The sequence below is a fragment of the Bacillus sp. RC252 genome (assembly GCF_044909215.1).
In the GTDB taxonomy this organism is placed as follows: Bacteria; Bacillota; Bacilli; order Bacillales; family Bacillaceae_G; genus Bacillus_A; species Bacillus_A mycoides.
Window position 1 is genome coordinate 66,413 of the sequence record NZ_JBIYDV010000005.1, and the last position, 22,002, is coordinate 88,414.

Below are 22,002 nucleotides of genomic sequence, written 5' to 3' on the forward strand. Positions count from 1 at the left end.
TATCTTTGAAAAAGGATTCTTATTCAGCAAATTCACGTTTGATCATTTCCTACATATCTTACGCCATAATTACTCCTAGAATAGAATAATAGTACTAACGATTTATTGAGATTTTAATATTTTTATTCCTCATCAACAAATATTAAAACTAATAAAATGGTTGAATCATCCAGTCGTTAAAACTAATTAACCGGCAGTCGAATACCGTTCCAGTTACCTACATCACATTGGCCAAATTCATTATTACCTACCGCGACCACCGTGCCGTCTGATTTAAGTCCGACCGTATGCGCACAACCAGCCGCTATCGCTACAATATCGCGCCAATCACTTACATTACATTGACCATACTCATTCCAGCCCACTGCCACCACGGTACCGTCTAATTTAAGTCCGATTGTATGATTACTCCCTGCCGCTATTGCCACAATATTGCGCCACTCTCTTACATCACATTGACCCTGTTTATTATTACCCACAGCCGTCACCATACCGTCAGATGTAATACCAACTGTATGAAGATATCCCGCCGCTATCGCCACAATATCATGCCAGCTACTTACATTGCATTGGTCATACCGATTATTACCCACAGTCGTCACCGTTCCGTCCAATTTAAGACCGACTGTATGCCAGTCACCCACCGCTATCGCCACAATATCACGCCAGCTACTTATATTGCATTCTCCTTCTTTATTTCGTCCCACCGCTATCACCGTGCCATCCGGTTTCAGGCCAAAGGTACGACGCCAGCCCGCCGCAACCGTTACAATATTATGCCAGTCGTTTACATCACATTGATCATGCTTATTCCACCCCACTGCAACCGCAGTATTATCACATTTAAGAGCGATTGTATGAGCATTACCCGTGTTCGTCGCCATATGAACATTGCCCGCTGCGACTGCTTCAATATTACACCAGCCGCTTACATGGCATTCACCTTCTTTATTTCGTCCCATTGCTACCACCGTGCCATCTGATTTAAGAGCAACGGTATGACCACGACCCGCCGCTATCGTATCTTTAGGCCACCGTTTCACTTTTAACACCTCTTCTTTCGGTGAAATGTAATTCATGTTTTACCTCCTTGCATATAAGCAACTGTATCCAAATAGATATTTTCATCAAATTTCATTATAAATGAACTAACTTTTTTATAAATCTACATCTCCAAAGGAACCTATTACTTCTTCTTCAAAAATAAAAACCTCCAGTTTAAATACTAGAGGTCTTCTATTTTATTTCTTTAGTCTCTCAATAAAATCCTGTAACTTATCAAGCGATTTCATATTATGATTACAAGCTACACCATCTTTGCAAATATAGTTTCCCTTTCTAACGAAAGTTCCTTGTACATCACCTTTAATTTCAACTAAAAACATTCCTACTTCTTCATGCCCATGACATAATGAACAAATGCTTTTTTTATTTAAACTTTGAAATGTTCCTTGCAGACCAACAAACTTATTTTTATCATTTTTCGCTATAATAAATTTCCTGCTTGACCCTTTATCAATCCAGCTTAAATAAGATAATTCTTTCATGTCCAGTTCTTCCATATCAGGAAGTTTTAATTTTTTCGCTTTAGGAAATAATTTTTTTAATGTTTGTGCTGTAACTTCCTGAAACGGAATGACATACGGATTTATTTTCATTAAAAACGATTCTGCATCTTCTCTATTTTGAACTGTTAATACCGTATCAATTAACTCTTTCTGTTCATCCGTTAAATTCTCAAATACATGTATTATCTTTTCAATCGCAAGTGATTTTAACGCTTGAATTACACCTCTATCATTTGCCGTTGCATGCCCATTTGCTAAAATATAAGCTTGTGACTTTATAAAATTGTATTGATCACTTCTAATAAAAGCTTCCATCTTTATCACTCCATACAAATTGTTGATCTAGTCTTATTGTATACAATGATTCAGCTTTTTGATATGTAAAAGATAACTTAGAAATGAACATTACATACTCTGACTATGTTCTACCGAGGCATTTCCTGACAAAAGAAACCATCATCTGTTTTCCATTCTGCATATAATACATCTTCAAATTTAGTAATCCCTTTTTGCTTTATTTGTTTATAAAGCCATCCTTCATCAGAACCTGCTTCCCTCAAATTATCTTTCACTACTTTTCCATCACTAATTAATGAAATCGGTAAGTATACAGGTTTATGTTTTAAACTTAAATCATTTATAGTAGGAGATTCATATTTGCTTTTCTTCAGAACACTTATGTTTCCATTAGGTTCCAAAATCATATATTCAACTTCTCGGATTGAATATATATCTTTTTGTTGTCTTAGCATTTGTTGTAGTTGATTAATGTCCAAATGATTTGAACTTAGTTGTTCCCGGTCAATATATCCATTACGGATAATGATTGACGGAGAGCCTTCAAAAAAACTTCTCGTCCCTCTAAATTTTTGCGTTATCACTTCTATTGTATAAATTAACACTACCCATACAAGTACTGCATATAAAATAGACCATACTTTTATTTCCGGATCATATATAGTATTTCCTACTAATTCTCCGAGAACTATGGCAGAAATAAAATCAAATGGCGTTAACTGAGATATTTGTGTCTTCCCTAATATTTTAGTAGCAATCAATAGCACAAAAAAACAAAAAAATAGTTCTATCGTTATTTGTCCTAGATGATTCATATATGCTCACCTTTCTGCTTTTCACTCAAATGCTCTATATTCTATTTAGTAAAAAGCCGGCACATTTTTTCTATTATCTTGCCCATTCATATCCAATAGATACAAAACAAAAAGAGTCTAGTTCAATTATTAAATTGAACTAGACTCTTTTATTTTCATTTAGAATACACAATCTTTTTAATCGTTTCTCCGGAAAGAAAATGCTCCTCCGCAAGTTGATGAATGGAAATTCCATTTTTAAACGCTTCTTTAATAGCTTTGTTTCTTTCATCTAGTTGTTTTCTTCCTCCAGATTGTGTACCCCATTTATAATGTTTTGTTTCTTGTTTTGGAATGTAAATTGTTTCACCTTGTATATACTTTTGAATTTCAGCAATTAAACTTTCTGGTAAAACCGTCGCAGCTTTAACATATTTCATTTCTGCTCGCCCCTTATTTTTTATGGTTCATTTCAATAAGGTGCAAAGCCAAATATAAAAAATGATACGAGCTCATTTAGGCGATTGTATATTACTTGTCTACCCCACGCAAAGTATCGCCATTTCCATACTTGGCTTTGCATGAGACGCTGCAGTGTCTGGCAATTGAATTGTAATCGCCATATAAACACCTCCTAATATACCTTTTGCATTTTATTATATGATAAATTTCTTCCCCTTGCATCCACATCCTTTTTAAAGCACGAAGTTACTTAGTTTGATATAATACTTTTTAGTCCAATCCAAAAGTATAGTGAGGTTGCGTTATGAAAAAGAATATAATCATTACAATCGTTACATTATTCATTATTACTGTAGCATTATTCGGAACATACAAATTGATGAACGCAAGAAGTTTTCAATTGTTTGGAGGTTTAACAAACCGAGTAGAAACAAATGAAAAAGTGATTGCTTTAACTTTTGATGATGGTCCTACTAACAATGTTAAACAAATATTACCGCTACTAGATCGATACAATGCAAAAGCTACTTTCTTTTTAATCGGAAATGAATTAGAGAAAAACCTATCGTTAGGAGAAGCTATCGTACACTCTGGACACCAACTTGGAAATCATACATATTCTCATAACAGAATGGTTTTTAAAACACCTTCTTTTATTAAAGAAGAAATAGAAAAAACGAATTCATTAATCCGCCAAACAGGATTTACAGGCGAAATTGATTTTAGACCACCTAACGGTAAAAAGCTAATTGGTCTGCCCTATTATTTAAATAAAAATAATATCGAAACAATCACATGGGACCTTGAACCTGATACTTTTTATACATCTACAGCTGATAAAATTGAATATGTTAGTAAAAATGTAAAACCAGGTTCTATCATTTTATTGCACCCTATGTACGATGAATCTAATGAAAATCTGCAAACTATTGAAGGTATTTTAGACTCTTTATCTAAAAAGGGCTATCAATTCGTGACAGTAAACGAATTGCAAAAAAAAGCAAAATAAAAAGGTAGCGTATCATATCTCGATACGCTACCTTTCTTTTATATAATTCCAAGCACATTTAGGAATACGATAATAATCGCAATTGGTGCAATATAGCGAAGTAAGAATAACCATAATACGAATAGTTTATAGCCTTTATTTTTACTTACACCAAGCTCTTTCATTAATACATCTTTCTTCATTTTTAAAGGGACAAAGATGGAAACTAATAAAACACCAAGTGGCATTAGTATGTTACTAACCGCATAGTCTGCTAAATCAAAAATTGTTTTCCCAAATGGTTTCACATCACTTAACAAACCAAACGATAAGGCTGATGGAACCCCTACAACAAAGATTAACAAGCCAACAATTAATGCCATTTTTTCACGTTTCCCTTTACTTTTACCTTTAGTTGTTAAAGACGCAACACTAATTTCTAACATCGAAATTGCTGATGTAATAGTAGCAAAGAAGAATAGTAATAAGAAAACAATGAAGAATAATTTTCCGAACGCCATTTTACTGAAAATAGCTGGTAATACGATAAATAATAGTCCCGGTCCTTGAGATGGTTCCATTCCAAATGCGAATACAACTGGGAAAATTGCTAGTCCTGCAAGTAATGTAATCACAAGCGTTAAAGCTACGATAGAAAATGCTGAACGCGGTAAACTTTCTTCTTTCGGTAAGTACGAGCTATACGTTACCATAACGGCTACACCAACAGATAGTGAGAAGAACGATTGCCCCATTGCATATAAAATGATTTCTGACGTTACGTTTGAGAAATCAGGTTGTAAGAAGAATCGAACTCCTTCTCCAGCACCGTCTAAAGTAAGTGCACGAACAATTAGTACAAAGAATAATACGAATAATGCTGGCATGAAATATTTATTTACTTTTTCAACACCATTTTGTACACCTTTACTTACGATAAAAATAGTAATAAGGATGAATAATAGCTGTGATCCAACTGCTAAATATGGATTGGAAATGATTTCACCAAACGTAGCTTCGTATGCCCCATTTCCTTCCCATAGTCTACCTGTAATTGCATTCCATAAATATAGTAAAATCCATCCCCCTACAACACTGTAGAAAGAAAGTAGTATGAAACAAGTTACAATCCCTAATTTACCTAACCAAGGCCATAGTGTTTTTGGTGCGATTTCGCTATACGCATCAACAGCCTCTTTTTGTGTACTTCTTCCGATAACGAATTCAGCTAATAATAGCGGTAAACCAATTAATAATGTGAAACCGATGAAAATAAGGAAGAACGCGCCGCCCCCTCCAATTCCGGCCATATACGGGAACTTCCAAATCGCCCCTAGACCAATTGCTGAACCTGCTGCAGCTAATACGAAACCTAATTTCGATGTCCATTGCTGTGAATTCATCTTTTTATCTCCTCTCTTTTTCTTTTTCTTTTCATTATAATTCGCTCTATGTTCATATTGTTCTATTACTAGCCCGTTCTAATCCAACCACTTCCTCTCAAATAAAAAACGCCCCTACGTAAATACGTAGGGACGACAAAAATATCGCGGTACCACCCTAGTTATGAAGATACAACAAAGTTAGGACCTAAATAAAAAACGTCCCTACGCAAATACGTAGGGACGATAAAATATCGCGGTACCACCCTAGTTATGAAGACACAACAAAGTTAAGACCTAAATAAAAAACGTCCCTACGTAAATACGTAGGGACGATAAATATCGCGGTACCACCCTAGTTGTGAAACAATCTTCACCACTTTATTTGATAACGGTATAAACTACCGTCTTTCATTTCCTCATACTGTGAGATTTATGAAAGATGCTCCAGGACGAACTTCATGAATAATCTATATACTGATTCACACCAACCATCAGCTCTCTGAAATAGGGAGATTTTCACTACTATACCCTTTCATTGCCCAAATATTATTTTCCGAATTGATTACTATCATTTTTATCATACATTAAAAATAGTGTCAACTTATATTTTGAAATTTTATGCATTACATTCTATTTAAAAATTCAAAATATGACTTTTTTATGAATAGTATTAGAACATTTATGGTTTATACTGTATTAACTTCTCTAGCAGGTTTATAGTAGTATACGATAAAGTGAAACTTTAATCAGTGGGGGTTTTGTTCATCCCTCACTGATTATTAGTTGAACCAATCGGGCGTTTACGGGCAGTTGATCTCCCACCTAACTTCTTTGCTCCAGTCGCATTTTGAGGTGGGAGTCTTACTGCCCGCAAATAGCGGGATAAATGCAAGACAGCACGAGTAGGAGGAAAGAATTTTGTCTACTTCAAAAGTTTTAAAAGGTACCGCTTTATTAAGTGGTGCAACAATGATTTCACGAATTTTAGGTTTTATATACTTTTTCCCCTTTCAATTATTAGTTGGAACGCAAGGGGTCGCTTTATATGGATACGCATACTCTTGGTACGGTATTTTATTAAGCTTTTCAACAGCTGGTATTCCTATTGCCGTCTCAAAATTTGTTGCAAAACATAATGCACTTGATGATTATAGTACAAGTAAAAAATTGTATAACTCGAGCGTAAAATTAATGATGTTTATGGGCTTTTTAGGATTTTTAACTTTATTTATTGGAGCACCGTACATATCACAATTTATTATTCGCTCGAAAACACCAGATCCACAATTTATCGCAGACGTAACACTTACGATGCGAGCATTAAGCTTCGCGCTTATTATCGTACCAGCTATGAGTGTTACACGTGGTTATTTCCAAGGTTTTCAACATATGAAACCAAGTGCTGTTTCTCAAGTCGTAGAACAAATCGCACGTGTCGTTTTCATTTTAGTTGGTAGTTTTATCGTCTCAAAACTATTAGGAGGTTCAGTAGCTTCTTCTGTTGCAGTTGCTACATTTGGTGCTGTTATCGGGGCACTTGCAAGCGTCTCTATTTTAACGATGTACTGGAAAAAATATAATGGATTAAAACCTCCTGAAGGTGAGCTGAAAACGAGATCATCAAACATTCCGTTAAGAAGTATTTATATGGAGTTACTACGTTATGCAATTCCAATTGTATTTGTAGGCATTGCAATCCCGCTCTATACGTTAGTAGATCAATATACCGTAGCTGATGTCCTTAGAGCGATGGGAGAACCTTTAGAAACCGCGAATGCAGTTTTCGCTTATATAACGAACTATGCCCAAAAGTTAATTATGATTCCGGCTTCACTTGCAACTGGATTCTCATTAACAATTATTCCGGCTATAACGAAATCATTTACAAGCGGGAAGCTAGATGAATTACAAGGACAAATTTCAAAGATATTTCAAGTGTTGTTATTCTTCACTATCCCAGCCGCATTCGGTCTTGCTAGTATCGCTTACGATGCATTCCGCATGGTTTATGTAAATCCTGAAATTGCACTTAGTGGATCACAATATTTAATTTCATTTGCACCTTCTGCTGTATTAAGTGCGATTTTCACAGTTTCAGCTGCTATATTACAAGGAATTGATTATCAAAGAAAAACAATGATTGCATTCTCAGTCGGTATTCTCGTTAAAATTGTGGTGAACACACCGCTCTTACATTTATTCGGTGGACATGGTGCTGTGCTTGGAACAATTCTTGGCTATCTCGTTTCAAATATTATTATGTTGTACTGCATCGTTAAGTTTGCGAAATTTAAAATTGGCGAAACAGCAAAAACAGTATTTCTTATTACGCTTTATTCCGCGGCAATGTCTGCTGTTGTAATCGCATTAAGAGCATTTATAAGTTGGATTATTCCTGGCCAATCTTATATAGAATCATTGATTATTGTGTTTATATGCGCCTCAGCAGGAGGACTTGTTTATCTTTTATTCGTACTAGCGAGTGGACTTGCTTCGCATATTCTCGGTGATCGTATTCAACGTTTACCTGTATTAGGAAAGTTAGTAAAATAAAAAAACAAGAGATGTAACACGTTGTTACATCTCTTGTTTTTTTACTTCGCATATTGAATGCGCTTTTGTTGTTCAGCAATATTTAATTCTGGAGCATATTGTTCTACTAAATGTAATACCTCTTCGATCAACACTTCTAACTCCTGTACACTATACTCCGGTTTCCCTATTAACGTATTCGCCATACGCTCATATAGATTTTCAGGTTTGATATTCATACGCTCTACATTATAAGCCATCCATTTAAATGCAGGATGATGTACATACAGTTTATTCAAACCAAATAAAACACCGAATAAATCTCTTTGTACTTCACAAATAACATCGTAAAGCATAAGCCAATCCTTTCGTGTTAAAAGAGCCTCTCGATTATGCCAACGATTGCTTAACCAAAGATTTTCTGAAATCATCCTTTTCGCCAATTCTTCTGGATATACTTCAATCCTATCTTTTAGAGCATGTACTTTTACTTCTCCATACAAACTTACGCCATCATGAACCGATGATACAATACATTGTTTCTCATAATTTGTATCATACTGCTCTATAACTTCTGAAATAATTTTTTCTACTGTTAATGTTAAAAAGTTACTAATCTCTAGTTTAATTCCTTCTTTCGTCAAATACGTTTCCGACCATTCTTCGTCCTCGTAAGGATGATATGACAAAATCGTTCCACCAATATTATTAATTGGACCTAGACGCTCTTCATCCTCTGGTGGTTCTGACCATAAAATATGTAATTCAATATCTGAATGTTCATCTTCTAACTTTCTCGCTACAGATCCTGCTAAAATAATAGCTTCGACTTTCTTGTTTTGCCTATAAATCTCCGACATCTCTACCGCTTTCTCTTTTAATCCCATTGCATTTCCCCCTAAAACTGCAGTACTCCCCTTACTTTTCATTTATCTATTTCGATATTAAACATTACATTACCTTTTCAAATTCCTACTAAATCATATTTCTACCCAATAACGCTGAACAATTTCGCCAGAATTAGAAGAAACTACTTCATTTTCTAGCACACCGCCAACCTTTTGTATTGTTTTAGCAGAACCAATATTTTCTTTATCACAAGTTATTAACACTTTCTTCAACCCTAATTTTTGCGCCTCAGCCAATGAAAGTAGCAGTTGCTTCGTAGCGTAACCTTGGCGACGTTTATTCGGATGGACACTATAACCGATATGACCGCTTTCCAGTAATAATTCTGGATTTAATCGATGTCTAATATTCACAAAACCTATAAGTTCTCCTTTTTCAACACTTAAAAACTGACTAGACGGCACTCGATTAGATGGTAAGTTTTCTCCTACTTCTTGTATACTCACTTTTGCAAACCATTCATCGAGAGAATCAAAATTTTGTAGAGAACTGCTGCCGTGTGGTTGTTCTCCTGATTGTAAAAACGCATGTCTATATGCCATAATTTCCCCACTATATTCATGTATTGGTTTTAATAGTTTCATTGTCATTCTCCCCTCTTAATAACCTAAAACAAACACCTTAATAGCTCTATTTCGCTATTAAGGTGTTTCTATCAATTTCATTCAAATAATCCCATACTCAAATAACGCTCACCTGTATCAGGTGCAATACATAAAACTTTTTTACCAGCGCCTAATCGTTTCGCTATCATAATTGCTGCGTAAACAGAAGCTCCTGAAGATGGCCCTACTAATAAGCCTTCTTGTCTTGCTAAGTTTCTCATTGTAGTTAATGCTTCTTCATCCGCAATTTGAATAATTTCGTTATACACTTCTGTATTTAAGTTTTTTGGAATAAACCCTGGGCTTGTTCCGACTAGTTTATGAGGGCCTGGAACACCACCAGATAACACTGGTGATCCTTTCGGTTCTACTACGGCAATATATAAGTTTGGTAGTTTCTCTTTTAACGTTTCACCGGTCCCTGTAATTGTTCCACCTGTTCCTGCGGTTGCTACAAATGCATCAAGTTCTCCATCCATTTGTTCATAAATTTCAAGTGCAGTCGTATAACGATGAATATTCGGATTTGCTGGGTTTTCAAATTGCTGCGGAATAAAACTATTTGGAATTTCTTTTTGTAACGCTACCGCCTTCGCAATTGCTCCTGGCATTCTTTGTTCTGCTGATGTTAAAACTACTTCTGCGCCGTATGCTTTCAATAAATTAATACGCTCTTTGGACATATTATCTGGCATAATTAAAATAGCTTTATACCCTTTAGCAGCTGCATTCATCGCTAAGCCAATTCCTGTATTTCCACTTGTCGGTTCAATAATTGTATCACCTGGCTTAATGAGACCATGTTCCTCAGCAATATGAATTAAGTTATAGGCAGCGCGATCTTTCACACTGCGTGACGGATTAAACATTTCCAGTTTTACATACACATCCGCTGCGTCCTCTGGAATAAATTTAGATAATCGGACAACAGGTGTATCTCCTATTAATTCTGTAACGTTTTCACATAATTTCATAGCGCATCCCCTATTCTATCGTTTTCTTATCATTTGGCAGTAACAATGAAGTAAGTCCAATTAATGGTAAACCACTACATAATAGCATAATAAATTGAAGACTATACATATCAGCTAATTTCCCTAGGACTACAGCACCTAATGCTCCAAGACCAAACGCAAGACCGACAATTAATCCTGACACCATTCCAACTTTCCCTGGAACAAGTTCTTGTGCATATACAACGATTACACTAAAACTACTAGAGCTAATAAATCCAATGCATAAAAATAACGGTACAACCCACATAAGAGAAACGTGAGGTAACAATAGTGCAAGCGGCGCTGAACCGAGCATCGAAAAGACAATAATCTTTTTCTTACCGAATTTATCTGCTAACGGACCACCAAAGAACGTACCTAATACACCAGCAATCATAAATGCGAATACAAAATATTGCGCATTTTTTATAGATAAACCGTAATGCTCAATTAAGTAAAATTGATAGAAATTCCCGATACCAGCACCGTACCAAGAACGTACAAAAGTAAGAAAAACAAGAAGTATAATAACGAATTTAATGTGCGTACTTACAATTGCATTTTCCGCCTCAAGCGCAGCCCTCTTTTTCCTTCTTACAGCACCAGTTGCTAATTCATTTTTATACCAATTAGACACAGAAATTAACAATACAATTCCTACTGCTGCAAAGGCTGTAAAGCCTAAAGAACCAATTTGACCGAGCGGAACGAAAATTAATGCTGTAAAAATAGGTGCTAGAGAATTCCCTGTATTTCCTCCAACTTGATAAATCGCTTGCGCTAAACCTCGTTTTGCACCGGCTGCCATATAAGCAACACGAGCGCCCTCTGGATGAAAGACCGCGGAACCTAATCCAATAAATAAAACAGAAATAATAACAATTATAAAGTTCGGTGCAAATGCGAGTCCAATCATCCCAAGCATACTCGAAAACATACCGAGTGGTAATAAAAATGGTGACGGCTTCTTATCTGAATACATACCAAAAACCGGTTGCATAATCGATGACGTCATATTTAACGCGAACGCTATCCACCCTACTTGCATGTAGGATAAATTCATCGTTTTTTCCAAAATAGGAAACAACGCCGGTACAACTGCTTGCATCGAATCATTCAAAAAATGTCCGAAACTAATCGCAAATAATATTCGATATATCGTTGGTGTTTCCACTGCACTTTTTTGTGAAACTGCCGGCATATACGAATCTCTCCTTCCCGTACAAAATATATATTTATTACAATAAGTGTAATAAATTCTGAGTTTTGAAACATTTCTATTCTATACTGGTTTCATTTCTTTTTCCAGAAATATCACTTCATAAATATTAAATTTTCCCTATCTGTTTTATCAGATTTATTTATATGAACTCTCTGTACTTTTTTTCATGCTAAGTTAGGACGACGGGAAGGCTTGCAATTATGAAGAAAAAGACGACCCTAAAACATATTAGGATCGCCTTTTTTTATTAAATAGAAAAACGCTTATATTTCTCATAATCACTCGTCTTACATTCTAGTGCCATTTTCGTACCTTCGTTTTCATAACTCGTAGATAAAACGTGTGCATGATTGTTGAAATACGAAACTACCTGCCCTTGATCATACGGAATTAACATTTCACACTTCGTATACTCTTTATAAATGTGTGAACGAACTACTTCTACAAGCTCTTTAATTCCAACATGTTTCTTCGCAGATAGATAAACGCGATCTTCTTGCACTTTCGGAATTTCAACATCTACCAAATCTGATTTGTTATATGCATATATCGTCGGGATATTTTCCACGCCAATTTTCTTTAACGTTTCATTTGTAATATCAATTAATTGCTCATAATTGGGATTTGAGTAATCTACAACGTGAATAAGTAAATCTGCTTCCGCCACTTCCTCTAGCGTTGAACGGAATGCTTTCACAAGATGATGCGGTAACTTACTTACAAATCCAACAGTATCCGTTAATAAAAATGATTTATTATCCGGCAAATCAATATTTCGTACAGATGTCTCTAACGTCGCAAATAACATATCTTTTTCAAATACTTGTTTCTCTACAGTACCATTAAAAATTTCAAGCATTGTATTCATTATCGTTGATTTACCTGCATTCGTATATCCTACTAACGACACAACTGGAATTTCATTTTTCTTACGTTGTTTACGCTGCGTTTGGCGCTGTGCAACAAGTGCTTCTAATTCTTTATTTAGAGCCGCAATTTGTTCTTCAATTTTACGACGATCTAATTCCAACTTCTTCTCACCGACACCTTTATTTTTCGTGCCAACTCCCCCGCTTTGTCTTCCTAAAGATTCACGAAGACCGATTAAACGAGGCATCATGTACTGAAGATGGGCCACTTCTACTTGCAACTGCGCTTCTTTCGTTTTCGCACGTTGCGCAAAGATATCTAAAATTAAAATGGTACGATCAATTACTTTACAATCTAAATCCTCTTCTAAATTTCGAATTTGTGAAGGAGATAATTCGTCATTAAAGATGACCATATTTGCATCTGCTTCTTTCACATACGCTGCTACTTCTTCAATCTTCCCTTTTCCAATATAATGCGACGGATTTACTCGTTGTAAATTTTGCGTCACTTGACCGATTACTTCCACATCACAAGCTTCCGTAAGATTTGCTAACTCTTCCATCGAATATGCAAAATCAGCTTCCTTACCTAAATTTACTCCAACTAATATTGCTCTTTGTAATAATTCTTCCATATATTTATTCCTCCATTTCGATTACGCAAAATAAAAAACACAGGTCACTGCCTGTGTTTTCGTAAACGGATAAGGGTTCACCAAAGAAATAGAAGAAAGCAGTGCTTTCGTCCTATACATGGTCAAAAAGTCCCAAGATAGTATACGTATCCAACAAGTGTTCACCTATACTATCCCATTCTATTTATAAAGGCAAAACAAAAAGAGGGCGTATTCGTCCCTCCCTCTTTTTCACATATAAGCTTAATAAAGGGTTCCTTTAAAATAGGCAGACCAATCCCGTTCACTCTGTACACAGACAGAGCCTTTGAGCGCTATTCAATTATCGGCACAAAGTATTGAGACGTAATCTGATTAAGATCAAAGGAAGCCCCTCCGTTCATTTTAAGTTAAATAAAGTGTAGCATAAGTAATTCGCTTTCACAAGATTAAACCACCTATAGAAACCGAAAGAAAATCTTTATATTTTTACTTTAATCGTCATTTTTTGCGAGTTCTTCTCACAATGAAAATAACAACAGCAATTATTAATAACACACCTATAGAAATGATAGTCACTTGCCACCAACTTAAACCGCTTACCATTTCATCTTTTAAATACACTTTCTTCGTCGGAACAGACTCTTTTGCAATATGACTTAAAGCATTTTTCTGAATCTCTGCCTCATCTAATCTCTTCGTTCCACTGCAGATAGATGTCTCTAACTTTTCTTCTCCTCTGTAAGAAGAAAAGACTAGGTACTCTCCTCCCTCTGCAAAAGGAAATTCACAGCTACTAACACTTGTATACATAATAATTTGCGAAGAACTTGTCCCTTTCCAAATGTTCTTCACTTCAAATAATGTTTTTATTCTTCCGTCCTTCCTTCTCTTGAACTTCTAATACCTTACCTTCAAACACTACATCATTTTTTTGTAACCTCTCTTCTGGTGATGCTTTAGTACAATCACAAGCATAAGATTTCTCTGGTAAAATAAAATAAGTAAAGCTGCAAATTAAAACAAGAGACAACAAATAAATGATTCTTTTCAAGAATCTCAGCCCCCTTCACATTATCAATTTTAGAAGCTTTCCATATATTATTTTTATGTCATTCGCCAAATCCCTCTGTAGTAATTAAAATATTGTCGTTTCAATAAAATAAAGGTCCGTATTGACGTTTTCATAACCTAATATTAGTATCAGATTATGAAAACTAAGGAGATGTTTCTATGAATTCTAAATCTCGTATTACCGCAATTGGTACTTATGTTCCAAATCAAATATTGTCTAATAACGATTTAGAAAAGATGATCGATACGAATGATGAATGGATTGTGCAAAGAACAGGAATGAAGGAAAGAAGGATTGCTAACGAAGACGAATACTCCTCACACTTAGCCATTAAAGCAATCGAAAATTTGTGTACAACATATAAGAAAAACTTAGAAGATATTGACTGTATCATCGTCGCTACAACTACTGCTGACTATGTTTTCCCTAGTATTGCTTGCCAAATACAACAATACTTCAACATACCTCATACACTAGCTTTTGATTTAAATGCGACTTGCGCTGGTTTCACATACGGACTGCATGTCGGTAATAGCTTAATCACTTCTGGATCACATGAAAAAGTACTCGTCATAGCGACAGAGACATTATCTAAAGTTACTGATTACACCGATAGAACGACCTGTATTTTGTTCGGTGATGGCGCTGGAGCTATTTTATTAGAAAGAGATGAAAATAAACCAAGCTTTATCGCTGCTTCCTATCTGCTAAATCGGTACCAGCATAACGAGCTTGTAGATTCGTCGCTGTACCTGCACCGTATATGAGTAAAGAAACTAGTAAAAGAATAATACTATTTGTTAACGCAGCCAATACAACTCCAATAGCCCCTAGTCCCCCTACTATAAACCCTGTTGCAAGTCCTATTCGGCGACCATATTTTTGCGATAACTTCCCAACAAAGAAAGCCGCTACCGCAGATCCCATTGTAAACATAGCAGCCGGTAATCCCGCATATGCATCTGTCCCAAGCATTTGCTGTGCAAGTAGTGCACCTACTGTAATACCAGCAGCTAACCCTGCTCCGCCGAACATTTGTGAAATACTTACTATTATTAACGTTCGTTTATATAATTTTTGCTGCTCTTCTTCTGTATACATATGGTTACTTATTGAAGCATCCGCCTTACCTAGCATTTTCTCACCCTCCTTTTGAAATTAATTCCTCTTGTTAATGTACTATGTTTAACGTTACATATTCAATGTCATTTTTCATCCGTCGCTTTAATTATTAAAAAATCTCTAACTATACTTTACTTATCTCATGCTATATTAAAAATACTACTATTCACAATATACAAGGAGAAAACAATGAAAAAAACACTAGAATTATGCGAAGCTTGCAAACATAATCCAGTACAGCAAATAGAAGAATCTGATGAAGCAAATCAACCTTATAAATTATGTAGCCAATGTCATGAACGTCTTATCTCGTTATCTTTACATCCAAATGAATGGTACAATCTTGCAATCGTTCATTCACCTTATAAGTATTATTTGCACGACGATTTTTATGAAGGAGATGGTGAGGCGACGCAACCAGAATTAGAGATGGATGAGCATAAACTTGCACCCGCGCCTACTTTAGAAGAAGTTCGCTCAAACTTTAAAAACTTACTTGATTACACAATGACTCGATGGTTTCTTCAAGAAGAAGAAATTGAAGCTCTTAATATGTACGATAAAAGCGAAATATTAGATGCTGTTATGAACCGCTTTTCTAACACGATAAATGGTGTAATTAAAACTCGATTACTCGAGATTGTTATATGTGTATTAGGAGAAAATGCCTCTGATTGGATAAGAAAACTGTGGAAGGAATTTGATGAAGATTTAATTGCACCTCTTTCACACGCTGCCGCTTACTGTTTACCATTTGAAGAAGCATTCCCTTTAGTAATAGAAAAGCTAAAATCAGTATTAGAATGTGAGCTTCCGACCACTTCCTTCATTTGTTTACATTCTTTTCAATCCTCAGCAATATTGGATTGGATAGAGGAAAATGCAGTATCATTTCATAGCGATTGGGGACGATTAGCTGCAGTATCACAACTAACTTGGACGCGGATTAAATCTTGGCTAACAAAAGGACAACCATTAAGTTTAATAGCACTGGAAGCAATGGTTAACTGCATACCTTCAAATGAAGATATAATATATGAAATGAATCCCAAAATTTTATTAACAGATCCTTCAGAAATAGAGTCTATTTTAATAGCATACAAAGAAAAAGACAGTGTTTCTAATGTTAAAACAAGTGTTGAAACTATTTTAGAAAACAAAACGGTAATATTTCAACATGCGAATCCTTTACAAATATCTATCAAGAAGAAACCAAAAGACTTTTTAGTTATGGATGGCACAGTACAAATTCATGAAAACAGACTGGATGAATACGTAGAATTCATTAATACAAACAACTATACCCAAGTTTACATTAATGACCTTAGGTATAGTATGGAGCATCTTGATTTTCTAGAACGCTGTCCGCAAATCGAAGCGCTACAAATTAATAGTACCTATATTACCGATTATTCAGCTTTATATAAATTAAAAAACTTAAACTCTTTATCACTAGAAGAACCACAAGTCCCTTTAAACTTAACAGCACTAGAAAGCTTTAAAAATATAGAGGAACTTTACATACAGTGGAATAAAAACATTACAGGGTTCGAATCTTGTTCTAACTTAAAAGAACTATACATTTGGAAATACAAACCGAAACAAAAAAACCTTGAAGAATTAATGTCTTTACAAAACCTTGAAAAACTAAGAATTACACAAGGGAACATTAACTCATTAAAAGGATGTAGAGCATTTCCTAAATTAAAACATTTAGAAATCAATTATGTAAGAAATTTAGAACATATTGATGAAATTGAAAACAATGCTTCAACTTTAAAATACGTCGAATTCGATCATTGCAGTAAAATTAAAAATCACGACTATTTGCGTTATTTAACAGAGTTAGAAACACTCATTCTATCAAGTTGTGGTAACATACAAAATCTACAATTCATTAAAGAGCTACCACGGTTAAAGCATTTTAGCTTCGTGGATTCTACTATTGTAGACGGCAATTTAGAGCCTTGCATCGGAATTGATTTTGTTGGCTTTAATAATAAGAGGCATTACAGTCATAAGTTTAACGAATTAAACCCAGATTTTTCATACTAGCATAAAGAAAAACAGGCTAATAGCAGCCTGTTTTTCTTTACACTTCCTCTACCACTCTTTCCCTTCTCTTTTTACTCAAAGCCTTGCCTTCCCAAAATAACAAACTTACTAAAGCACAAACTAAAATAATTGGCACACTCGCTTTATATAAATCTGTAAAACTCATAGCCATCTGATTCTTAGCATAATGATTCACATCATTCAAAAATGCGAGTACCTCTTTCTTCATACTTTCCTCTTGTCTTTCAACTTCTTTTGTCACTTGACTCATAACTTCTTCTCTTTTTACATCTCTATATTCTACTGGAACTCCGCTTAATACTTCATCCACCTTTTGGTGAATTAATTCTTCTTTTTTCTCTTTATTTAGCCCTACAAATGTTCCATTTTGTTTCTTTTCTATATTTGTTTCTATACTTTGTTTCTCTATCTTTTCTTTTGTTACTTGTAATATTTCAGTTTGCTGAGCACTATCCACATGAATATTACGCACTTTTTCTTCTGCATAACGATATACATTCTCTTTATTTACAGATAAGTTGTGTGTTAAGTTAGATACAAATATCGCTACTGCTAATACAATACCTACTTGACGTAACATCGATACGACAGTTTGAGAAGCAGTTAATAATTCCCCTTCAAACGAAGATGCACTTAAAACTGTAATTGGTCCCACTACTAAACCATATCCAACACCTAATATCATACACGGAATAATAATTTCTATATTTGTTGAATTGACGTCAATCATTTGCAACCAATAGTAGGATAGGCCCATAACAAGAAACCCTGACAAAATAATAGTTACTTTTCCAAGCTTTTTAATTAAAGTTGCTGCAACAGGAGAGATAAAAAATATCATCGCTGAAATAGGTGTCACTAGAAAAGCAGCTTCAATTTCCGTTCGGTGCTGTATTTTTGTCAAAAAAGTTGGAAGCAATACAGTAACGCCAATTAAGAATAAATTACTCAATATAACAACGATAGATGCTCCGACAAACATTCGATCTTTAAATAAATTTAAATTCACCATTGGATTATGAATCTTTCGTTCCACTAAAACAAATAGAATAAGAGAAATAGTGCTAATTGCATAACAAGACAAAGCAATATTACTTTGCCATCCCCATGTATTACCTTTTACTAGTATGAGAGTAAAAGAGAAAATCGCTGAACTACTTAATATAAGCCCAATCCAATCAATTTTTGAGATAATACGTTCTTCATTTTTTATTTGTAGCATAATACAGCATAAAATGATTCCAAGAATACAAATCGGAACATTGACGAAGAATACCCATCTCCAGCCTACATTTTGCGTAATAATCCCGCCTATTACTGGACCAATTGCAGCTGACAACCCCTGTGTTACTCCTAAAATGCCAAGTGCAACATGTCTCTTTGCTAATGGCATAGCCGATACACCTATTACCATACTCGTTGGAAATAAAATTGCAGCACCAATACTTTGTATAAAACGAGAAAAAATAAGAAAATCGCCTGTATTAGCAAAAGCACAAAGCACTGATCCACCACCAAAAATAATTAAACCGAGAATATACACCTTTGCTTTCCCAAAAATATCAGCTATCCGTCCTAGCGGGATTGCGAGTACTGCAATCGTCATTGTATAAACATTTAATACCCAAGACATCTTCTCTAATGAAGTATTTACACTCGATTGTATTGCTGGTAAAGCTATATTCATAATCGTTGTATCAATCATACAAAGAAAAATACCTAAGCACATTAAAAAGACAATCTTAATACCCTTTGACTGCTCCATGTTAATCTACCCCTTTATTTATTGCGAACACAGTTTCTATTCTTTTGTTTTATTGCTTTCTTTCACTTCTAATTGCTGTAACTTCCTCTTCAACGTCTCTACTTGTGCACTATATGATGCAATACCTACATCGAGCGAAATTTCTTCAACGAAAGTAATACCTTCTCTCCATTGTTCATATTTCAAACGAAGATCTGCAATGTACGCTTCTTTCCTTTCAATTTCGTCTTCAATCCATTTTTTTATCGCCTTATGATCACTATAATTACCAAAATACATCCTCATTAAAAAATCTGAACGTAAAACGTCTTTCTCTACATCCGTTTGCATGTATTGATAAAACTCTTCACGCCCTTCATCTGTAATAAAGTACATTTTCTTATTCGGTTTCCCTTCTTGCATAACAACCTCTTTTTTTATTTTCCCCTCTTTTTCTAATTGTCTTAAAGTTGGGTAAATCATTCCAAAGCTTCCATCAAAAAAATGAGTAAATACATCTTCAAACAAAATTTTAATATCATAACCAGACAATTCTTTTTCCATTAATAAACCTAAAACAACATCTCTTCCCTTCAAAATAAGACCCCCACATAGCATATAATCAATAATCATATTAACAATGTTAATATGATTATTGATTATATACCTTATTCTGTAAATTGTAAAATGTTTCTAACTAAAAAAGCTGCCCTGTAATTTGGTTTTTCCAAATTACAGGACAGCCTCTCTTCATATTTCCTACACAAAACTTTTTACTATTTAACTCCTACATCTTGCATAGATTCAGTTTCCTTTTTCTTACCTTCTTTTATTTCATAGTAATAAGAAGGTAATTCTATATTATGCTCTAAGAAATAGTCCTCAATTAATGTAGTAATCACTTTCAATGTTTTCAAACGAGCGTATAATTTATCATTACTCGCAATAATATTCCATTTAGCATTCGGCTTATTTGTTTCTTCAAACATATCTTCCATTGCTTCGACATACTCATCCCATTTTTCACGATTACGCCAGTCTTCGTCTGTAATTTTCCATCTTTTAAGAGGGTTGTTCTCTCTTTCTGTAAATCTTTTTAATTGTTCGTCTTTACTAATATGATAGAAAAACTTTCCGATTATGTAATGATCATCAGTTAATAGTTTTTCGAAATCATTAATTTCACCATACGCTCTCGTCCACTCTTCCTTTGTGGCGAACTCTTCAACACGTTCAACTAATACACGCCCATACCAAGAACGGTCGAATATAGTAATTTGCCCATATTGAGGAAGTTTCCGCCAAAAACGTTGCAAATAATGATACCGTTTTTCATGAGGAGCAGGCGCGCCAATTGGATTTACTTGGAATCCACGCGGATCAAGATGTTCAGTCACTCGCTTAATTGCTCCGCCTTTACCTGCTGCATCCCAACCTTCCATAACGAGCATAACAGCGATTTTTTCTTCTTTTAAAATTTGCTGCAATGCTAATAAGCGCATTTGATATTTTTCGAGTTTTTTATTGTACTTAGATTTTGATTCAATTCTTTTCGTTACATCTACTTTAGCAAGATGTCCATTTTCCATAAAACAAATCCCCCTTGTTGTATGACAATGTTATTTTAACATATTATTGGGAATTTTTTCATATTAATACACCTCTTGATTCACGTTTTCAATGAAGAACAGAAATGATAAATCACATCTGCAAATACTTTATAGCAACATCATCAAAGAACGTATATTCCTATTAACTCTTTTCGATAATTACCTTCTAAATTATATATTCATTGATTTTGCCTCACATCGGCTCAATGCTACATAACATGCTCCATATACACCGGCATCATTATGTAATGATGCTAAAGCGATGTTCGTCTTATTTTGATAAATGTCCATTACTTTGTCGTGGAACCTTTCCTGAATTTCTCTCAAAAATGGTTCACCTTGTTCTGTAATACCTCCCCCTATAATAATTAATTCGGGGTTGAACATATGGGTAATATTCACTAAACCAGTAACAACATACTGCAAAAACTGATCATATACATTTTTCGCCAACTGCTCTCCTATATATATACGTTCTATAATTTCTTCACCTGTAATTGTACCTATCTCTATTCCTTGTATTTTAGATGCTTCTTTATATTGACGAATCAGCGCCGAAGTCGATGCATACCTCTCGTAACACCCTGCTCCACCGCAACTACATTTTTCTCCATTATGAAGAATTATCATATGGCCAAGCTCTCCGGCTAGCCCTTTTGCTCCCTGAAGCAATTGGCCATTTGTAATAATCCCACTACCAATCCCGGTTCCAAGTGTTATTAAAACAATATGTTCTTTACCTCTCCCCGCTCCTTTCCACATTTCACCGAGACAAGCTGAACGAACATCATTTTCAACAGTTGCCACGTACCCTGTCTCACTATAAATGTAATCTGCTATTTTTGTACCACTATATCCCGGAATATTAGCAGAAAACATAACTTCTCCTTTTATATTATCAATAATCCCACATGATGATATACCAACAGAATGAATTGTATAACTCTTTTCAAACTCATGTATTACTTCACAAATGCGATGCAAAATTTCTTTTTTTTGATTTTGTCCTGGTGTGTTTATTTTTCCTTGTTCATATACTATTCCTTGTTCATCAATCATTGCATATTTAATAAAAGTTCCTCCAATATCAAAACAAGCAATACACTTCACCATATTTCTCCCCTCCCTACTT

At 34.8% G+C, this 22,002-nt stretch carries 17 protein-coding genes, 3 pseudogenes and 1 other annotated feature; of the genes and pseudogenes, 4 read left to right on the top strand and 16 right to left on the bottom strand.

What is annotated here, in order from left to right:
- Nucleotides 1-182: 182 nt before the first annotated feature.
- The 4 genes from ABH960_RS08695 to ABH960_RS08710 form a co-directional block, all read right to left on the bottom strand.
- Nucleotides 183-1,079, bottom strand: coding sequence for an RCC1 domain-containing protein (locus ABH960_RS08695; protein ID WP_404444450.1), 897 nt, complete (start codon nt 1,077-1,079; stop codon nt 183-185).
- 162 nt (nt 1,080-1,241) lie between these two features.
- Entirely contained in the window at nt 1,242-1,883 is a 642-nt protein-coding gene (locus ABH960_RS08700; protein ID WP_404444453.1) for a FusB/FusC family EF-G-binding protein, read from the bottom strand.
- Nucleotides 1,884-1,993: 110 nt separating this feature from the next.
- A complete protein-coding gene (locus ABH960_RS08705; protein ID WP_404444456.1) occupies nt 1,994-2,680 on the bottom strand; it encodes a DUF421 domain-containing protein in 687 nt (228 codons plus the stop codon).
- A 155-nt stretch (nt 2,681-2,835) separates the two neighbouring features.
- The gene (locus ABH960_RS08710) at nt 2,836-3,099 is read right to left on the bottom strand and encodes a CD3324 family protein (protein WP_404444459.1); all 264 of its coding nucleotides are present in this window, start codon (nt 3,097-3,099) and stop codon (nt 2,836-2,838) included.
- 326 nt (nt 3,100-3,425) lie between these two features.
- Between ABH960_RS08710 and ABH960_RS08715 the strand changes: the two genes are divergently transcribed.
- Nucleotides 3,426-4,130, top strand: coding sequence for a polysaccharide deacetylase family protein (locus ABH960_RS08715; RefSeq protein ID WP_002126769.1), 705 nt, complete (start codon nt 3,426-3,428; stop codon nt 4,128-4,130).
- 38 nt (nt 4,131-4,168) lie between these two features.
- Here ABH960_RS08715 and ABH960_RS08720 read toward each other — a convergent pair whose 3' ends face one another.
- On the bottom strand, nt 4,169-5,512 hold the full coding sequence (locus ABH960_RS08720; protein WP_002126767.1) for a sodium-dependent transporter: 1,344 nt from the start codon (nt 5,510-5,512) through the stop codon (nt 4,169-4,171).
- A 304-nt stretch (nt 5,513-5,816) separates the two neighbouring features.
- Nucleotides 5,817-6,039: a binding site (T-box leader), on the bottom strand.
- Between the two features lie 373 nt (nt 6,040-6,412).
- Between ABH960_RS08720 and ABH960_RS08725 the strand changes: the two genes are divergently transcribed.
- Complete coding sequence (locus ABH960_RS08725; RefSeq protein ID WP_404444464.1) at nt 6,413-8,047, top strand: putative polysaccharide biosynthesis protein; 1,635 nt, start codon at nt 6,413-6,415, stop codon at nt 8,045-8,047.
- A gap of 41 nt (nt 8,048-8,088) precedes the next feature.
- On the opposite strand, the gene ABH960_RS08730 is transcribed toward ABH960_RS08725, so the two are convergent.
- The 6 genes and pseudogenes from ABH960_RS08730 to ABH960_RS08755 form a co-directional block, all read right to left on the bottom strand.
- A complete protein-coding gene (locus tag ABH960_RS08730; protein WP_404444467.1) occupies nt 8,089-8,913 on the bottom strand; it encodes a DUF4037 domain-containing protein in 825 nt (274 codons plus the stop codon).
- A gap of 93 nt (nt 8,914-9,006) precedes the next feature.
- Nucleotides 9,007-9,519: a GNAT family N-acetyltransferase gene (locus tag ABH960_RS08735; RefSeq protein WP_404444470.1), complete on the bottom strand. Its 513-nt coding sequence runs from the start codon at nt 9,517-9,519 to the stop codon at nt 9,007-9,009.
- 77 nt (nt 9,520-9,596) lie between these two features.
- Complete coding sequence (gene cysK, locus ABH960_RS08740; protein ID WP_050000208.1) at nt 9,597-10,514, bottom strand: cysteine synthase A; 918 nt, start codon at nt 10,512-10,514, stop codon at nt 9,597-9,599.
- Nucleotides 10,515-10,524: 10 nt separating this feature from the next.
- Nucleotides 10,525-11,736 (bottom strand): MFS transporter, encoded by a 1,212-nt coding sequence (locus tag ABH960_RS08745; RefSeq protein WP_404444473.1) that lies wholly within the window; start codon nt 11,734-11,736, stop codon nt 10,525-10,527.
- Between the two features lie 268 nt (nt 11,737-12,004).
- The gene (gene hflX / locus ABH960_RS08750; RefSeq protein WP_002126761.1) at nt 12,005-13,264 is read right to left on the bottom strand and encodes a GTPase HflX; all 1,260 of its coding nucleotides are present in this window, start codon (nt 13,262-13,264) and stop codon (nt 12,005-12,007) included.
- 480 nt (nt 13,265-13,744) lie between these two features.
- Nucleotides 13,745-14,297: pseudogene (locus ABH960_RS08755) on the bottom strand (cobalamin biosynthesis protein CbiN).
- A 179-nt stretch (nt 14,298-14,476) separates the two neighbouring features.
- Between ABH960_RS08755 and ABH960_RS08760 the strand changes: the two are divergent.
- Nucleotides 14,477-15,013 (top strand): annotated as a pseudogene (locus tag ABH960_RS08760) (ketoacyl-ACP synthase III); the annotation flags it as partial.
- On the opposite strand, the pseudogene ABH960_RS08765 reads toward ABH960_RS08760, so the two are convergent.
- A pseudogene (locus ABH960_RS08765) lies at nt 15,009-15,455 on the bottom strand (MFS transporter); the annotation flags it as partial. The pseudogenes ABH960_RS08760 and ABH960_RS08765 sit on opposite strands and share 5 nt — an antisense overlap.
- A gap of 174 nt (nt 15,456-15,629) precedes the next feature.
- Here ABH960_RS08765 and ABH960_RS08770 point away from each other — a divergent pair.
- The gene (locus tag ABH960_RS08770; protein WP_404444478.1) at nt 15,630-17,495 is read left to right on the top strand and encodes a leucine-rich repeat domain-containing protein; all 1,866 of its coding nucleotides are present in this window, start codon (nt 15,630-15,632) and stop codon (nt 17,493-17,495) included.
- A 37-nt stretch (nt 17,496-17,532) separates the two neighbouring features.
- On the opposite strand, the gene ABH960_RS08775 is transcribed toward ABH960_RS08770, so the two are convergent.
- The 4 genes from ABH960_RS08775 to ABH960_RS08790 all read right to left on the bottom strand — a co-directional run bounded on the left by ABH960_RS08775 (nt 17,533) and on the right by ABH960_RS08790 (nt 21,983).
- Entirely contained in the window at nt 17,533-19,281 is a 1,749-nt protein-coding gene (locus tag ABH960_RS08775) for an MFS transporter (protein ID WP_404444481.1), read from the bottom strand.
- Between the two features lie 36 nt (nt 19,282-19,317).
- On the bottom strand, nt 19,318-19,857 hold the full coding sequence (locus tag ABH960_RS08780) for a PadR family transcriptional regulator (RefSeq protein ID WP_404444484.1): 540 nt from the start codon (nt 19,855-19,857) through the stop codon (nt 19,318-19,320).
- A 179-nt stretch (nt 19,858-20,036) separates the two neighbouring features.
- Nucleotides 20,037-20,849 (bottom strand): polyphosphate kinase 2 family protein, encoded by an 813-nt coding sequence (locus ABH960_RS08785; RefSeq protein WP_404444487.1) that lies wholly within the window; start codon nt 20,847-20,849, stop codon nt 20,037-20,039.
- Nucleotides 20,850-21,041: 192 nt separating this feature from the next.
- A complete protein-coding gene (locus ABH960_RS08790) occupies nt 21,042-21,983 on the bottom strand; it encodes an ROK family protein (RefSeq protein ID WP_404444490.1) in 942 nt (313 codons plus the stop codon).
- Between the last annotated feature and the right edge of the window lie 19 nt (nt 21,984-22,002).

What these genes read in the sequence shown, in the direction of transcription:
- ABH960_RS08790 (WP_404444490.1), bottom strand. Translation starts at nt 21,983, where the DNA reads ATGGTGAAGTGTATTGCTTGTTTTGATATTGGAGGAACTTTTATTAAA.
- ABH960_RS08720 (WP_002126767.1), bottom strand. Translation starts at nt 5,512, where the DNA reads ATGAATTCACAGCAATGGACATCGAAATTAGGTTTCGTATTAGCTGCA.
- ABH960_RS08730 (WP_404444467.1), bottom strand. Translation starts at nt 8,913, where the DNA reads ATGGGATTAAAAGAGAAAGCGGTAGAGATGTCGGAGATTTATAGGCAA.
- ABH960_RS08695 (WP_404444450.1), bottom strand. Translation starts at nt 1,079, where the DNA reads ATGAATTACATTTCACCGAAAGAAGAGGTGTTAAAAGTGAAACGGTGG.
- ABH960_RS08700 (WP_404444453.1), bottom strand. Translation starts at nt 1,883, where the DNA reads ATGGAAGCTTTTATTAGAAGTGATCAATACAATTTTATAAAGTCACAA.
- ABH960_RS08785 (WP_404444487.1), bottom strand. Translation starts at nt 20,849, where the DNA reads ATGGAAAATGGACATCTTGCTAAAGTAGATGTAACGAAAAGAATTGAA.
- ABH960_RS08735 (WP_404444470.1), bottom strand. Translation starts at nt 9,519, where the DNA reads ATGAAACTATTAAAACCAATACATGAATATAGTGGGGAAATTATGGCA.
- ABH960_RS08770 (WP_404444478.1), top strand. Translation starts at nt 15,630, where the DNA reads ATGAAAAAAACACTAGAATTATGCGAAGCTTGCAAACATAATCCAGTA.
- hflX (WP_002126761.1), bottom strand. Translation starts at nt 13,264, where the DNA reads ATGGAAGAATTATTACAAAGAGCAATATTAGTTGGAGTAAATTTAGGT.
- ABH960_RS08715 (WP_002126769.1), top strand. Translation starts at nt 3,426, where the DNA reads ATGAAAAAGAATATAATCATTACAATCGTTACATTATTCATTATTACT.
- ABH960_RS08705 (WP_404444456.1), bottom strand. Translation starts at nt 2,680, where the DNA reads ATGAATCATCTAGGACAAATAACGATAGAACTATTTTTTTGTTTTTTT.
- ABH960_RS08775 (WP_404444481.1), bottom strand. Translation starts at nt 19,281, where the DNA reads ATGGAGCAGTCAAAGGGTATTAAGATTGTCTTTTTAATGTGCTTAGGT.
- ABH960_RS08745 (WP_404444473.1), bottom strand. Translation starts at nt 11,736, where the DNA reads ATGCCGGCAGTTTCACAAAAAAGTGCAGTGGAAACACCAACGATATAT.
- ABH960_RS08710 (WP_404444459.1), bottom strand. Translation starts at nt 3,099, where the DNA reads ATGAAATATGTTAAAGCTGCGACGGTTTTACCAGAAAGTTTAATTGCT.
- cysK (WP_050000208.1), bottom strand. Translation starts at nt 10,514, where the DNA reads ATGAAATTATGTGAAAACGTTACAGAATTAATAGGAGATACACCTGTT.